The organism is Rhizobium sp. Root483D2, assembly GCF_001426685.1.
Lineage (GTDB): Bacteria > Pseudomonadota > Alphaproteobacteria > Rhizobiales > Rhizobiaceae > Pararhizobium > Pararhizobium qamdonense.
In genome coordinates this window covers 288,038-302,283 of sequence record NZ_LMFB01000041.1, presented here as the reverse complement: position 1 = coordinate 302,283, position 14,246 = coordinate 288,038, and the positions used below count along the sequence as shown (strand labels likewise).

Genomic DNA, 14,246 nt, shown 5'->3' with positions numbered 1-14,246 from the left:
ATCAGGCTACCGGTGCCAGGTGCGGGTGACCGAGAACGGCGGTGACGCCGAGTGCGATGCTTGTGCCGCCTGCCTTGCTCGCGACGGCACGGACATAGCGTTTCCGCTTCGAGCCGATATAGCCGATACGATAGACGCTATCCGCAGCCAGCGTTGCCGGAAGGGCGCCGAGCCGGTCCGCTGCGGCAACGTCGGTAAAGTCGCCGCTCGTCGTCGTGTCGCTTTCCTGCAGCTTCACACCAAAGTCACCGGCGCCGACAATGGCTCCGGTGTTGATGACGAACAGCGCGGAATCAAACCCCTTCAGGTCGATGGCGGCGCCGTTCGTATTTGCCGCGACGACTGCCGGGGCAATGGCCTGCACGGCCTTGGTGTCGTGATAGGTATCCTTCATGACTGCCCTCCTTAGTTCGCGGCGTTCTTGAGGAACTTGATCGCGTTGAAGTCGCCGGCACCACCGCCGACGCGCTTGTAGACGTCGAAGAGGATCTTGCCCTTCTGGGTCAGTTCGTCCCGATTGACGCGGACGCCCTGGCGATCGACGATGACGTAACCCTGCCGGAAGTCGCCGAAAGCGATCGGCATGGCGTTGGCGCCGATATCGGGCATGCTTTCGTCGATCTCGACGCGATAGCCGAGCAGCGGATGCTCAATACCTTCGATGAGGTTGCCGGTCGGCGCCCACAGAGCGCGGCCGATTTCGTCGACGAGGCCGCGAAGCACCGTTGCGGTGTTCGTGTTCATCAGGAAGGCGGCATTGCTCTTGTAGGGCCTACGGAGCGCACCGATCAGCTTGACGAGGGCCAGCGTCCACTGTGCCGTTGTCAGGGCGCCAGCAGTGAGCGCACCGGAAGGTACGTACTGGTAAGAGCCCCATGTGCGAGCGAAGTCTTTTTCCGCCGCCGTCGGATAGGTGAGCATCCCCTTCGGCGAATTGTCGTCGCCGTCGCCGGTCATGAACGCTTCGCCTTCGGTTTCGGCAAAGTCATGGGTCGCGTTGTTCACCAGCCAGGAGGCGATATCGACAGCGGCGTCATCGAGGAGCTGCCGGGTCGCCGCCGGTGCTGCGTAAAGCTCTGCGACACCGTAGGAGGATTTCTTCAGTTCCGGCCGTGCCGTGTCCTGTGGCCGGTCCTCATCGCGTTCCGTCACCCAACGGGCGCCGCGCTTGCCGATCGAATAAAAGCGCTCGTATTTGTCGGTGGAAATGCTGACCACCTCGGCCAGGCCGCGCATCGGTGACAGGTCCGTCATCAGCGTGCGAATGGAGAGGTCCACGGTCGGCAAGACGAAATAGCCGCCATCGACATTGTTGTCGGAAGCCGCCGCCTTGATCTCGACGTCCGAGCCAGTGCGAAGATAGGAGGTCATCGCCTTGCGTTCGATGTCGGCCTGCTCGTCGGCGTCCTTCTTGCCACCAGGCCGGTTCGCCTTCGTTTCCAGCTCGGTGATGCGATCGACCAAGGCCTTGAGTTCGGGGCCGCCTTCCACCTTCTTCAGGCGTTCATCGAGGGACTTCTGCAGTTCCTCAAGCGACTTGGTGACGATCGAGACAGGATCGTCCTCGTCGCCCTTGCGGACCATTGCCACGCTGCCGAGCAGCGCCTGTTTCATGACATGCTGCATGTCACTTCCTTCCAATCTGCGCGGCTGCGCGGTTGATGGCAGCGGCGATGCTGATCGCCTGGACTGCCGACTTGGCCGAAGTCACCTTCGCGCCGGGATGCATCGGGATCGTCACGAGGGACGCTTCCAGAAGTTCGAGTGATTTGATGAGGCGGCCGCCACCGGTGCGCGACACGGCCTTTCGGGTGATGAAGCCAATGGAAAGACCGCGGACGGCGCCGGACTTCACCAGAGCGCGAACTTCGCGGGCGCGGGAAACCTCGTCGACAAGGAGCTTGCCGGTGATGTGGAGACCGTCCGCCTTCTCGGTCGCAACATCCCATGTTCCGATCGGGTCATTCATGTCGTGACCAAAAAGCATCGGGATCGGCAGCTTCGCACCCTTGAAGGCGCCGGGCTCGATCCAGTCGCCAACGCGATCCGGAGTGCCGAACTTCCAAGCGAGGCCACTCACGAGGCCCGCATCGTCGGCAATCATCTTGGTTTCGATGAAGATACGATCCATCAGGCGCGTTCCGGTGCGAAGCGGGCACGATCGCCGGCAAAGGCGTCCACCTGTGACTGGATCCACGTTCCGGCCCGCAACACCCGCACGACGTTCCTGTGGCTCATCGCAACTGGCTTGCCGTCCTCCTCGATCTCCATTAGGAGCACGCACTTGGCGAGGCAGGATATGCGGGCGGCTTCTCGCGCTTCCGCCGACACGGTGCCATCGGGCCGTGCTGCCTCGGCCAGTTCATCCATCATCTGGATACGGGCACGGTGCTGGACGTCACTGTCCGGCCCAGCAATCCGAAACCGGATGCCAGCGGGCTCGCCGGTCCAGGGATCGACGATCAACAGCTCGCGGCCGCGGTCCTGGTCGGCGACGTTAGAGAGAACATCATCAAGCGTCATCATCGTTCGGTTCCTTGTCGGGATCGTCCTGGTCGTCTTTGGCCTTCGTAGGGGGTTCTCCAGATTTGGAGACACCCGGCTGGCTGGCTCCGGTGTTGGGGTTGGCGTATTCCTCGCCGCCATCGCGCGGCGGCAGGTCGAGCCAGTCGCGGCCGGTGTTCGGATTGATGACGCGGGAGGCAATGAGGCTGTTGATCGCGGTGGCAAGAACGGCCAAATCGACCTTGCTGAAATCGTCCCGCTCGAACCGGACTGCGAATTTCTTGCGTTCGTCCTTCGTGAACAGCGCGCGCCGGAAAGCCGCTTCCAGAGCCTTCAGCCAAGGTTCGAGGCAGAGGAGCAGAAACAGACGCTGCATCTCGGCGCTGTTGCTCCAGGTGGCCCGGGAAAGTTCGCCGATCAGGATTGCCGGGATGTTGAAAGCTCGGGCGATTTCCTGCAGCTGGAACAGTCGGAGCTGCTGAAACTGAGCATCGACGCTGGAAAGCTGCATCTGCTTCCACTTGGCGCCGCCCCACAAAACGCCGGACTTGCCGGCGTTGTCGAAGCCATCCATCGCCGCGCGCCACGCCTTAAGCATGGTCTTGGCGCCTGCGTCTCCGAGTTCCTTGTCGAGTTCGATCACGCCGCCAGGTCGGGCGCTAGAGCTGAAGAGCTTCGCCGCATGTCGCTCCATCACCAACGCAACGCCGATGGCCTCACGGCACAGCGTCACCGGGCATTTGTCGAAGGTGCTCTTGAGGTGGATGATATCGCCGGTAGGCTGGACGACGCCGCTGATACGGTACCGCGGCTGCAGGGTGTCATCAGGATAGTCGACGGTGATGTAGCCTGGCCGGTAGCGGATGATTTCGCGGGCCTCTCCCTTGACGCGGTTGACCCATGCAAGGCCGCCCTGATCGCGGGTGAGTGCATCGACCATGAGCGAGCGGATGAGTTCGAAGCCGCTTGTCCAATCGTTGGCCTCATCCTTGAGTAAGCCAGCTACCGGATGAGAGGGAACGTCCTTCTCGGTTCCGTCGGCGCCGATCTCGACAACCTTCACCCGCAAGCTTGCGGCGGCCTCTGCAATCGTCCGAACCGAAGCGGCCACCGCCGGAACACGCAACGCCATCGCGGATGACACCGCAATGCCCGTCGTCGTGGGCGCACCGCTTCCAAGCATCTCAAGGATTTGCTCGTCAGTCAGGGCTTTCGTTTCGGTGCGGAAGGGCCAGAGCTTCATGCACCAGTTTATGGCCGATGGAGCGCGCTACATCATAACGGTTTAAAGCGGGTCTTCGTGGTTTTCCGTGGTTTGAAACCTTGCAAATTAGCCGTGTTGCTGATGCTGTGCCGAAAGCTAATTGCGATGGAGAAGAAAGTGCCACTTTCGAAGAAGACTGAGCCGCGAAAGACAAGCGCGGGCATGGCGTTCGACGTCTACGAAACGGACGGGAACCGATCATATCGTATTCAGGTCACGGAGGAGGCAATCGAAGACTTTTGCGATCCACGCGGGATAGTGATTGAGGGCGACGATCTGCCGACGCCGCTCTTTGAAAAAATCGTGCTCGTGGCGGAGAAACTGATTCAGCGCGCCCATCCTGATGTGAAAACCGTCACCATCGACACTAAGACATTGAACGGCTGATCTCACCTTCGCAGAAATGCAATCAGTTCGTCCTCGAATGCATAGTATCGGCCGCCGATTTCCCTGACCGGCGACCCTTCCTGCTTTGCCAGCGTGTCCCGCACAAAGTCGGTTCCCACGCCGATGCGCCGGCCGATCGCTGGCAGCGTCCAGATGATCCGGCTGGTGTCACGTGACGTCACGGCCGTCACGCGTGACAGCAGCGCATCGAGCTTTTCGGGTGTGAGTGGTGGATGGCTCAAGTTCTGAAACTCCTGTCGCTAAAAGCGCGCTCTTTGCGGAGGTATTCGTCTCGGGGTGAAAGACCTGTCTGGTTTACGGGCTTGTCAGGAGGATCGGCATCGAGATCGATCGTCGGCCCCTGATGGTCAGGGCTCAGTGCCGCCTGGATAGCCTCCCGGCATTCCCGTTGATATCTGGCCTGATCGGTTTCGTTTGGCGTGGGTTTTGCCGGTGCATCGTCCCATCGCCCTTCCTCCAGCCACTTGACCGGATTGCACCACTGCCGCTTGTCTGTCTTCACCGCATACCTTGCAGCGCCTGCGATGATCGTTTCGATGCTGGTACGTTTCAACGCCCGCTGAAGCGCCTTTTGTGCCGCTTCCTTCCCGACTGGATTGGGGTAGACCTCCCAGAATTTTTGGAAGTCGCCCGCCCGCGCGTCTTTCGAACGTAGTGAGAAAGACTTCTGGTATATGGTATATGGCTTCTGGTTAGCATTGCCGGGGCTTTGCGAGGGTAATGCGTCCGCATCCTCACTATCATTGTTTTCTTTGTCTTTTTTACCCCAACGCGCATTAGCTGCTCGCGATCCTACCTCTGACTTTTCCGAGAGGTAGACTTGTTCTTTTTCTACACGAGCGTTCCAAAGACCCGCCTCAAGACGCAAGATTTTCCCCTCACCGACCAGGGTGTCGAGCGCCTTCTTGAAGGCTGAATTGGATGCTCCACACAGCCGTGCAAGCCGGCTATGGTCTTCCGGTATTGGATCGCCGCGCTCGTACATCGTCGCCACCAGCGTGATGTAAATGCCAGTCTCGACGGCACTCATGCCGCGAGTGCCACCGAGCCAATCAGAGGCAAAGAAGCGCACCCACGGCATTTTGGTCAAGAGAGGTTACTCCTATCCGATTTCGGGTCGCACTGGTCCACGATCCACATGCCGGCGTCGCCGACCAGGTGCCCTGCCCACGCGAGGCCGTTGGCGGCCTTGAGCAGGCCGATGGCTGCGAGGAGTGCGATAAGCCTCATGCGACCATCCTTGCGGTAGCCTGCTCCGCACGCTCCATCGAAACGAAACATGGTCGGTCGAGGCCCTCCCCGCCGCGGCCCACCCAAACCTTTACGATTGACGGGTCGATAGTCCGGGCCGCCTTGGCAAAGAGGTCAATAAGGGCTTCGAGTTGCTGATCGGGAGTGCCCGCGCCTCCCTTTCGGATATCGCAAACCAATTCCCTTACAGTCGCATGCGTTGGTGAAAGCGGGACTGGCTTCCCCCTTGCAGCGGTGCTATGGTCGGTGCTGTTCATTTCCGTATCCTTCTGGGGATTGGTGGAACCATGGCTCGGAGAGGTTGGCGCCTCTGCCGGGCTTTTTCCTTTTTTGGTCATGGGTTTACGCTCCGATATTGAAGCGAAGTCCGAGCTTTGCGGCAAGCGGTGCGACCGGCACGACAATACGGCCCCCCACTTTGATTGTTGCGAAATCCCCGCGTTCAGCCGCGTTGTAGGCGGCATTGCGGGCAAGCCCGTAGAACAGTCTCCCGGCGTCTGGGACTGAGATCGTCGGGCATTTCAAAGCTTCTTCGAGTGTCAAGGTCGCCTCCAGTTAAGTTAGTAAGGTGTGTACATTTGCGACGTTATCACTTTTTAAACCTCTTGCAACCATTTTGTGAGTTATGTACACACCTTAAGAAGGAGACACATCATGGCCCGCCCCAAATTAGGTGAGACTGATACCGAACGAATGCAGTTGAAGATCACGGCAGCGGAGATTGCCGCTATCGACGATTGGAGATTTTCGAACCGTGTTCCCTCACGATCTGAGGCTGTCCGCCGCCTTTGTCACATCGCGCTTATCTGGGATGATCACTCGGAACGGCTTCATAAGAAGCTCTCGGATGTCGCGACGTTACTAAATGACAAGGCGGATGAGGTCACCGGATTGTTAGGCCCGGCTGACAGTGATTTGCCGAAATGGGCGCTTGATTATGTCGTTGCGTCGATGACCGCTTTATCGGAAATTTCTGAAAAAATTGGGGAGTTGACGCAGGAGATCGGAGTCATAGGCGCCCCAGCGGCGATCATGACAATCGAAGGAAAATTTGAAGACGTGCTTCAGCAGTCTAAGATGAGCGAGTTGGGCTTTGTCGCTGACATTCTCGCGAGACGGGTAGAAGCTTTTGAAAAAAAGCAAGCGGAAGGTAACAAGGAATGAAAGGCCACGTCACCGAGCGTTCCCCCGGCAAGTGGGCCATCGTCCTCGATGTGCCCGATCCACAGACGGGCAAGCGCCGTCGCAAGTGGCACACTTTCCACGGCACGAAGCGCCAGGCAGAGACGGAATGTGCACGCCTGATAGCCGAACTGGATGGTGGCAACTACATTGAGCCTGCCAAGACCACCGTGCGCGAATACTTTGAGCAATGGCTGAAGCATGAGAAGGCGAACGTCTCGCCGAAGACGCACCAGCGCTATGAAGAGCTGCTGATGAAGAACGTCGCGCCCATTCTCGGCCCTATTACCTTAAACAAGCTTTCGGCTGCCAAGATTGATGCCGCATGGGGCCAGCTACTGGAGAGCGGACGGCGCAACGGCAAGGGTGGTCTTTCACCTCGCACTGTCCACCATTGCAGGCGAGTCATGCTCACGGCAATGGATCAGGCCTTGAAATGGGATCTGCTCAAAAAGAACCCCGTCGCCCTCACCCGGCCGCCCAAAGTCGAGCGGACGAAGATGGAGGCTTATACAGCGCCACAGACAGCCATCGTGCTTGATGATCTCCGGTCAAGCCGCGTCTTCATGCCGGTATTGCTCGCGGCCATGTGTGGGCTCCGTAGAGGCGAGATACTTGCCTTACGTTGGAGGCACATCGATCTCGTCGGCGCGGCCATATCAGTGCAGGAAAGCGCAGAACAGGTCGGCACAGAGGTCCGTTACAAAGAAACGAAGTCGGGCAAGTCGCGGACGGTGGCGCTGTCCTCGACCGTCCTTGCGGAGCTGAAGCGCCATCGCCTCGCGCAAGCCGAAGAACTACTGAAGGTCGGGATCAGGCCTGACGAAAATTCGTTCGTAGTCGCGCAGGTCGATGGGAAGCCGCTCAAGCCAGTATCTCTGACACATGAGTGGACACGGTTGCTGGCGAAAACCTCCCTACCCCGCATCCGGTTTCATGATCTCAGGCACTCCCATGCAACGCAGCTACTTGCCGCCGGCGTACATCCGAAGATTGCCAGCGAACGCCTGGGGCATTCAACGATCGGCATCACGCTAGACCTCTATTCCCACGTCATGCCGGGGATGCAAGCGAACGCCGCAGAGCAGGTTGACGCCGCGATCAAAGCTGCTAAAAAGCCAGCGGTCGAATGATTGGGTAGCAAAGCGGTAGCATTTGCCGTTTTCACGCTTTCCGCTTCTAACGGAAAGCCAAACCTTTTCAAATAGATGGAAGAGTGTCCGAGTGGTTTAAGGAACCGGTCTTGAAAACCGGCGTGCGGGAGACCGTACCGTGGGTTCGAATCCCACCTCTTCCGCCATGAACACCGCGTATATATTTGATCTCATATCAAAAGCATTGCTGGATGACCGGCGCATCCACCCTTCCCTGAGCCGTCTTTCGCGACAGAGAGCCTGCGAAAGGCAGCAAAAGCTCCATTCCGGATGTTCAAATAACCAGCGTGGCAAGAACCCGTCACCGGATCAGATGACGGGTTCTCGATGCCGTGCAAATGCAGATCGTTAAAAAAATCCCCAATACGCAGACCCAATAGGCAGAATTGAAAACGGTTTCGAAAATATGCTGTTCCGGTCTTCGCCAAGGTAACAGCACAATTAAATTAGCTTTGACTAATTTAATTGTCTATTCACCATTGTGTTAGCGATGAAAACTGCCGTGATGACGGGGCATGGCGGCCGGATCGTAAAACCGAAGTGATCACTACACTCCGTCTAAACCGCCCTCGTCCAAAGGCCGTATCCCGCGCGCCTTATGTCGGAATTGTCTCGTTTGGCGCCGGCGGCTACAAAAAAAGCGTTGGCCTTGAACGCCATAGGGGCATGGCATTTTCGTTTATCGTGTCGTGCCATGCCCCGCCCAAGCCATGCCGACACTTAAGCTACCCTCTTCAACGTCCAAACTCCTGTCCAACCTCTTAAGGAAACATAGCTGGCAATACCGTGCGGATTTTCTATGCCTATATTGCGATCTGCGCTGTTTTGAGTGGCCTTGCTCTCTGGACCCTGTTTCTGCTTGTCTCGCCGCCACAGCAGACCGTGCGGCCGACCCTCGGATTTTCCAACGCGGAGACAACCGGCAAGCCCTACAAGGGCGCACGAAGATCCTGCGCGATCGGCGGCATCTGTCCGTAAGGGTTTTGTACATTTTTCGGACACCGGCGCGTGTTTCGGCCTTATCAATGTGACAATAAAACCGCCTGATCCATCAGCGCTACGCGACGCGTCGAGCCCGGCTTTGCTGCTCGATATTCGACTCTTCATCCGCTCAGACTGTTCAAGCCCGCGTGAACTCGCCTGCTCAAACCAATTTTAACAATCTGTTACAGACCGTTAAGCCCGCCCCCGCACAGATTGGCGACAGGGCATGACCATCGGACGTAAATAGGCTTAGGCATATTTCACCACCTTCCGAAATATGCTATGTTGCCCTCCTACGCATTGAGTACCCACCCAGCAGTGAAACGCCCCCTGGCCAGCGTCTTTTGGCGTCTGTTCATCAGTTGAACTCAAGTGCTGCAAAGCGCGGTGAAGGAGAATGCCATGCATTACAGCGTGCAGTTTTTCACCTGGACCCCAAAACAGGGCGTCCATCAGGTCGGATCGACGATCGAAATCGATGCCATCAACCCCAAGCTCGCGGCCGTATCGCTGCTAGGATTAAGGCTGGATGAGACCGGGACGGCCAAAAAACTCGCTGTGCGGGTCTGGACGGCACCGGATGATAGCAAAGCCGATTGCGCCTGTTTCTATTATCATTAACGCTGTCCCGCTTGCATAAAAGCCAAAGGACAGAGTTATCAGCGATAGAGATTGCAAAGAATCCTGCTGAAAAATTGTCAGCTTAGGCGGTGTTAAGGTGCCCGCACTGCTGACTGACTTTGGCTTGCCTTAAAATGGTTTCAGCACATTCAGGGCAACGTCGAGTGGGCCGGCTGTCGATTGACTGTCGAACTGATGCGATTGCGACTCGTTCTGGCTTCATCGTAGGGATAAGCCCAAAAAACCCCGAAAAGCGAACAGACAAGCAGCCAACTGAAACCGCTCCGCCATTTTCTTGAAGCAATGACTGCAGTCACAAAGCCGCAAATGATCCAGATAATGATGCGTCCCATGAATACACCCTACCACATCCTATGAGAGCATATTGACACGATGTTCGCGTCGGTCAAGCCTATGAGGCAGGGTGTTTAAGCTTGTTTGTGGAGAGAAGGGCAGCGAGACAATCCCGGCGCACATGAAGCAAATCGATTGCTAGGCAAGCTCACGAAAATCCTCGTGCCGCTGACAACACGACGGTATTTTCGATGTGGGAAAATTTGGAGGCCTCGCCCGGAATTGAACCGGGGTGCAAGGATTTGCAGTCCTCTGCGTCACCACTCCGCCACGAGGCCTCGTCAGCTCAAATCATCGAACTGTGGCGGCGGTTTAGAATGATCCCAAACAAATCGCAAGAGGATATTTCTGAAAAACGTCCGTGTTGATTTGCCAACGGACGTTCCCGAGCCAGTCTTCCACAGTCTGAAGCTGCGCACGTCCCTGCCCCATATCCTGGATCAGACCGTTGCCCACCTGCCATTGAAGATCGGGCAATGCCCGCCGTTGGCATTGGCGCTTTTTCCGTCAAAAAAACGATCGACGATGCGATCAATGATACCGGCGGATCAATCCGACCAGTTTCCCCTGAATCTTGACCCGGTCCGGCCCGAAAATGCGCGTCTCATACGCAGGATTGGCGGCTTCCAGCGCGATCGAAGCGCCCTTCCGGCGAAACCGCTTCAGCGTCGCTTCCTCGTCATCGACAAGCGCAACGATGATCTCGCCTGGGCTGGCGCTACTGGTGTTGCGGATGATGACCGTGTCGCCATCCAGAATGCCGGCCTCGATCATCGAATCGCCGCGCACTTCAAGCGCATAGTGCTCGCCGGCACCGACCATTTCGAGCGGCACCGAAATATCATGGGTGTTGTTCTGGATCGCCGAGATTGGCACGCCGGCTGCGATCCTGCCCATGACGGGAATGGAGACGGTGTCACTATTGGCTGCGGTCTTGACGGGTGCCGGAGGCGGCGCCGGCTGGGCGCCCAGGCTTCCCTGGATGACGCTGGGCGAAAAGCCGCGCTTGGGCTGCAGGCTGGTGGAATAGGCTTCCGGCAGCTTGATCACCTCAAGCGCTCTTGCCCGGTTGGGCAGGCGCCGGATGAAGCCACGCTCTTCCAGGGCTGTAATCAACCGGTGGATGCCGGATTTCGACGCAAGGTCCAAGGCATCCTTCATTTCGTCAAAGGACGGCGGTACCCCCGATTCCTTCATTCTTTCGTGAATGAACAGAAGCAGTTCCTGTTGCTTGCGGGTCAGCATGAACGATCACTCCAGAATCGAGAAACAAATCAAGAACGAACACTATCTGTTCCATATGTGTTCCGCAAGTGCTTAAAATTCATTGAACGATTTCAAGGATGGAAAGCGATTCCACCGGCCGGCTGTGGCTTGTCATGACACCGACTCGGCAAAATTGCGGTCACGCGCAGGCGTTTCGCGGATTGGGCGATTTTTTTGCGCGTGAGGTGCTCAACTGCAAATAGGAGTTGCCTGTCAAAAACGGTGCACTGGCCGACGGAGGTCTCTCGCATCCAGCCGGTGCGCATTTGATCGTGTTAGTTGGAAGGCTGCCATTTGCGGGCCCACCAGACCGAAAGCTTACGCCGCCGGCGCCGCACGAAGGCGAGATCGTGCGACAGCACCAGCAAACCCAGAGGCACCATCCAGAACCCAAGGATAGGCAGGAATCCCAAAATGCCGCCAAAGATCAGAGCGACGCCGATGGTGATGCGCAACAAACGCGATTGCGGCAGCCGCATCCGCCATGAACCGATAATCAGTTCGTGGGTCCGGGCATCGATGCCGAATTTTTTCGTTTTTTGCGAGCCTGCCATTCATTTCACCTGTCTCAGAGTCAGTTGCATGCCCATCACGGCGCAAGCCATTATCGTCAAGGGGTTGGCCTGCGCACCATCTGGAAAGCGGTGCTCCCTTCAGATGGGAAGTTCTCCACAGTCTGACAAGATTGTGCGTTTTTTTTGAAAAACCGCTTGGCAAATCGGAAAAGCATTTGTATTAGCAGCCTCACTTCTGCAGCACACACCGCCGCAGATGATCCCTGGTAGCTCAGCGGTAGAGCATTCGACTGTTAATCGACAGGTCGCCGGTTCGAATCCGGCCCGGGGAGCCAAATTCATAAAGCCTTCGCAGCGATGCGAAGGCTTTTTCGATTCACGGCCGATCAGAAAGAGGTTTTGCCGCGTGGCGTGCCGGTCGGCGTACGGGCGCCTCCCTGGCAACAGCTATCGTCATTCCGCAGCCAAGCCCGACTGGTAGATCGACAGGTTGGCGAAGGCAGCGCTCAGAAGCGGCGTCGCAACCTGCGCCTCGCGGGCGCGCCGCACGAGATCGCCGACGATCTGCTCGGCCTCGATCCGCTTTCCCTGCTTCAGGTCACGGTACATGGACGATGTCTGCGTCGATCCCTGCCGCGTGAGCTGGTCCTTGGCAGCGGCCACAAACGCATCGCTCGGCGCGGTCCCAGCTGCGTGCACGGTCGCGACGGCCTCGTCGAGCAGGCTTGCGGCAAACTCAGCACCTCCGGGTGCTGCGGCGATATCGCCGACAGTCCCGCGCATCAGGCAATTGATCGCCCCAAGCGAAGCCAGAAGAATCCACTTCTCCCACATTTCCCGTTCGATCGAGGACGACAGGCGCGCGTCGAAGCCCGCCCCTTTCATGAACGCGTCAATGGCCGCCATCCGGTCCGAGAGTGCCCCATCGCGCTCGCCATAAAAAAGGTCATGGAACGGCGCCAGGTGAGTGATACGCCCCTCCTGGTCCAGCACCGTCGCAATCTTGCAGACGCATCCCGCCAGACGTTCCGCGCCAAACCGCGCGGAAAGCACATCCATGTGCTTCATGCCGTTCAACACCGGCAAAATCACGGTGTTCGGCCCCACCGCAGGCGCAAAGTCCTCCACGGTCGCCGCCAGCGAGAACGCCTTGACCGTGAGCAGAACGATATCAAACGGTGCCGAAATCTCCCCTGCCGCAAGCAGCTTGGGGTTGATCAAGAGGTCCCCGGCCGGGCTGACGATTTGGAGGCCGTTCCTTCGCAACTGTTCGGCACGGGCAGGCCGGACGAGGAAGGTCACATCCTTGCCGGCCGCAGCCAGCCTGCTCCCGAAATATCCGCCGGTCGAGCCGGCTCCCACCACGAGCATGCGCATTGGCTCTGTCCTTATCGCCAGGGGTTGTGTTTACGGTTTCATGATACAACCTCTGTATCCTTATCCACAGGGTTTAAAAATGCAACCGTGAACGCACGGTGATTTTCGAAAGGCGGATGCGAGATGCGGAGAAAGAGTTTTGGACATGCGCGTTGCCCCGTCGCCCGGTCTCTGGATACGATCGGCGATTGGTGGACGCTGCTGCTCGTTCGCGACGCGTTACGGGGCGCTTGCCGCTTCAGCGACTTTCAGCAAAGTCTCGGCCTGGCGAAGAACGTGCTGAGCACACGGCTTCGAAAGCTGGTCGACGACGGCATCATGCGGCTGGAACCATCGCATTTGCGGCCCGACCGCAATGAATATCACCTCACAGACAAGGGCCGCCGGCTGCTGGTCGTGATCCTGGCGTTGCGCCAATGGGGGCAAGAGCAGCTCTTTCAGGATGGCGAGGAGATGTCCGAGATGATCGACACGGTCACCGGTGCGCCGCCACAGCCCCTTCGTGTCCTTGCTCAGGACGGCCGCGCGCTCGTTCCCGAAGATATGTCCCTGCGAGTTACCATCCGGTGAGCGCCAAACTCTCCGGGGAGACGGTTTACAAAGACCTTGCTAAGCGGCGAAGCCTTGTGTCGGCAGCACTGCATGCCGGACGCGACTTTCCGAAAATCCTGTTATATAGGTCGCAAACCCAACCAGGAGCAGACAATGCCGCCGATCGAGTTGCTGATTGCCTTCATCGCGACCACCGCAGTCTTTGCCTATATTCCGGGGCCGGCAATGCTCTACGCTGCAGCACAGACCATGGCGCGCGGCCGCTGGTCGGGACTGATGGCGGCCCTTGGTATCCATATTGGCGGTTATGCCCATGTTCTTGCCGCAGCAGCGGGTCTTACCATCCTGTTTCACGCCGTGCCGGCGCTGTATCTCATCGTGAAACTTGCCGGTGCTGCCTATCTCGTCTGGCTCGGTATCTCGCTGTTTCGCGCCAAGGTGGAGGGCGACGACGCCCTGCCCGGCATTGAGCCGAAATCGGGCCGCCGGGCATTTTTCGAGAGCGTCACGGTCGAGGTTCTCAATCCGAAAACCGCGATTTTCTTCGTGGCCTTCCTGCCGCAATTCGTCGATCCCTCCGCTGTCTTTCCGGTCTGGTTGCAGCTCGCAATCCTCGGAGCGATCGTCAACCTGATCTTTTCATCCGCCGATCTCGTCTGCGTCTTCCTTGCGGGTGCGGTGATGACACGGCTGCGGCGCTCAAGCGGCGCCCAGCGTCTGCTGCAGCGCGCCGGCGGTACCATGCTTATCGGCCTCGGCACGCATCTGGCACTCCAGAAGAGTTGATGCGGCATAAGTTTGTTTTGAGGCGAG

Annotated in this window: 19 protein-coding genes and 3 tRNA genes; 9 read left to right on the top strand and 13 right to left on the bottom strand. The window is 58.2% G+C overall.

The annotated features are described in order from the left end of the window. Position 1: 1 nt before the first annotated feature. Genes ASD32_RS26320 through ASD32_RS26300 form a run of 5 tightly spaced genes read right to left on the bottom strand, consistent with a single transcriptional unit; the run spans position 2 to position 3,748 of the window. Positions 2-394 carry a hypothetical protein gene (locus ASD32_RS26320; RefSeq protein WP_060640964.1) on the bottom strand — a complete coding sequence of 131 codons (393 nt, stop codon included), beginning with the start codon at positions 392-394 and terminating at the stop codon, positions 2-4. An 11-nt stretch (positions 395-405) separates the two neighbouring features. After that, complete coding sequence (locus tag ASD32_RS26315) at positions 406-1,626, bottom strand: phage major capsid protein (RefSeq protein WP_060640963.1); 1,221 nt, start codon at positions 1,624-1,626, stop codon at positions 406-408. 1 nt (position 1,627) lies between these two features. Beyond that, positions 1,628-2,131: an HK97 family phage prohead protease gene (locus tag ASD32_RS26310; RefSeq protein WP_060640962.1), complete on the bottom strand. Its 504-nt coding sequence runs from the start codon at positions 2,129-2,131 to the stop codon at positions 1,628-1,630. Further along, on the bottom strand, positions 2,131-2,526 hold the full coding sequence (locus ASD32_RS26305) for a hypothetical protein (RefSeq protein ID WP_244490277.1): 396 nt from the start codon (positions 2,524-2,526) through the stop codon (positions 2,131-2,133). The genes ASD32_RS26310 and ASD32_RS26305 overlap by 1 nt, the downstream gene beginning before the upstream one ends. Next, on the bottom strand, positions 2,513-3,748 hold the full coding sequence (locus ASD32_RS26300) for a phage portal protein (RefSeq protein WP_060640961.1): 1,236 nt from the start codon (positions 3,746-3,748) through the stop codon (positions 2,513-2,515). Before ASD32_RS26300 ends, ASD32_RS26305 begins: the two co-directional genes overlap by 14 nt. 93 nt (positions 3,749-3,841) lie before the next feature. Here ASD32_RS26300 and ASD32_RS26295 point away from each other — a divergent pair, with 93 nt between their 5' ends. Then, positions 3,842-4,156 carry a hypothetical protein gene (locus ASD32_RS26295; RefSeq protein WP_162252705.1) on the top strand — a complete coding sequence of 105 codons (315 nt, stop codon included), beginning with the start codon at positions 3,842-3,844 and terminating at the stop codon, positions 4,154-4,156. Between the two features lie 2 nt (positions 4,157-4,158). On the opposite strand, the gene ASD32_RS26290 is transcribed toward ASD32_RS26295, so the two are convergent. The 4 genes from ASD32_RS26290 to ASD32_RS26275 all read right to left on the bottom strand — a co-directional run bounded on the left by ASD32_RS26290 (position 4,159) and on the right by ASD32_RS26275 (position 5,971). Next, positions 4,159-4,398, bottom strand: a complete 240-nt coding sequence (locus ASD32_RS26290) for a hypothetical protein (RefSeq protein ID WP_060640959.1) — start codon at positions 4,396-4,398, stop codon at positions 4,159-4,161. Continuing rightward, positions 4,395-5,258: a YdaU family protein gene (locus ASD32_RS26285; RefSeq protein WP_060640958.1), complete on the bottom strand. Its 864-nt coding sequence runs from the start codon at positions 5,256-5,258 to the stop codon at positions 4,395-4,397. Before ASD32_RS26285 ends, ASD32_RS26290 begins: the two co-directional genes overlap by 4 nt. A 5-nt stretch (positions 5,259-5,263) precedes the next feature. After that, positions 5,264-5,407, bottom strand: coding sequence for a hypothetical protein (locus ASD32_RS29860; protein ID WP_156383369.1), 144 nt, complete (start codon positions 5,405-5,407; stop codon positions 5,264-5,266). Positions 5,408-5,770: 363 nt separating this feature from the next. Further along, positions 5,771-5,971 (bottom strand): hypothetical protein, encoded by a 201-nt coding sequence (locus ASD32_RS26275; protein ID WP_060640956.1) that lies wholly within the window; start codon positions 5,969-5,971, stop codon positions 5,771-5,773. 111 nt (positions 5,972-6,082) lie between these two features. On the opposite strand from ASD32_RS26275, the gene ASD32_RS26270 reads away from it, so the two are divergent. From ASD32_RS26270 to ASD32_RS26250, 5 genes are all read left to right on the top strand, one after another. Then, a complete protein-coding gene (locus ASD32_RS26270) occupies positions 6,083-6,592 on the top strand; it encodes a hypothetical protein (RefSeq protein WP_060640955.1) in 510 nt (169 codons plus the stop codon). Beyond that, complete coding sequence (locus ASD32_RS26265) at positions 6,589-7,743, top strand: tyrosine-type recombinase/integrase (RefSeq protein WP_060640954.1); 1,155 nt, start codon at positions 6,589-6,591, stop codon at positions 7,741-7,743. The genes ASD32_RS26270 and ASD32_RS26265 overlap by 4 nt, the downstream gene beginning before the upstream one ends. Positions 7,744-7,820: 77 nt before the next feature. Further along, positions 7,821-7,910: transfer RNA gene (locus tag ASD32_RS26260), tRNA-Ser, on the top strand. Positions 7,911-8,550: 640 nt separating this feature from the next. Then, entirely contained in the window at positions 8,551-8,742 is a 192-nt protein-coding gene (locus tag ASD32_RS26255) for a hypothetical protein (protein ID WP_060640953.1), read from the top strand. A gap of 408 nt (positions 8,743-9,150) precedes the next feature. Then, on the top strand, positions 9,151-9,369 hold the full coding sequence (locus tag ASD32_RS26250; protein WP_060640952.1) for a hypothetical protein: 219 nt from the start codon (positions 9,151-9,153) through the stop codon (positions 9,367-9,369). Positions 9,370-9,927: 558 nt separating this feature from the next. Here ASD32_RS26250 and ASD32_RS26245 read toward each other — a convergent pair. From ASD32_RS26245 to ASD32_RS26235, 3 genes are all read right to left on the bottom strand, one after another. Next, positions 9,928-10,001: transfer RNA gene (locus tag ASD32_RS26245), tRNA-Cys, on the bottom strand. A 253-nt stretch (positions 10,002-10,254) separates the two neighbouring features. Further along, positions 10,255-10,968 carry a transcriptional repressor LexA gene (lexA, locus tag ASD32_RS26240; RefSeq protein ID WP_060640951.1) on the bottom strand — a complete coding sequence of 238 codons (714 nt, stop codon included), beginning with the start codon at positions 10,966-10,968 and terminating at the stop codon, positions 10,255-10,257. A 296-nt stretch (positions 10,969-11,264) separates the two neighbouring features. Then, the gene (locus ASD32_RS26235) at positions 11,265-11,543 is read right to left on the bottom strand and encodes a hypothetical protein (RefSeq protein ID WP_060640950.1); all 279 of its coding nucleotides are present in this window, start codon (positions 11,541-11,543) and stop codon (positions 11,265-11,267) included. 221 nt (positions 11,544-11,764) lie between these two features. Here ASD32_RS26235 and ASD32_RS26230 point away from each other — a divergent pair. Beyond that, a tRNA-Asn gene (locus tag ASD32_RS26230) sits at positions 11,765-11,839 on the top strand. 118 nt (positions 11,840-11,957) lie between these two features. Here the strand turns inward: ASD32_RS26230 and panE are convergent. Further along, a complete protein-coding gene (gene panE / locus ASD32_RS26225) occupies positions 11,958-12,881 on the bottom strand; it encodes a 2-dehydropantoate 2-reductase (protein ID WP_060640949.1) in 924 nt (307 codons plus the stop codon). 123 nt (positions 12,882-13,004) lie between these two features. Here panE and ASD32_RS26220 point away from each other — a divergent pair, with 123 nt between their 5' ends. Together ASD32_RS26220 and ASD32_RS26215 are read left to right on the top strand one after the other, a co-directional pair. Next, a complete protein-coding gene (locus ASD32_RS26220; RefSeq protein WP_060640948.1) occupies positions 13,005-13,451 on the top strand; it encodes a helix-turn-helix domain-containing protein in 447 nt (148 codons plus the stop codon). A 135-nt stretch (positions 13,452-13,586) separates the two neighbouring features. Then, positions 13,587-14,219 (top strand): LysE family translocator, encoded by a 633-nt coding sequence (locus ASD32_RS26215; RefSeq protein ID WP_060640947.1) that lies wholly within the window; start codon positions 13,587-13,589, stop codon positions 14,217-14,219. Positions 14,220-14,246 lie beyond the last annotated feature (27 nt).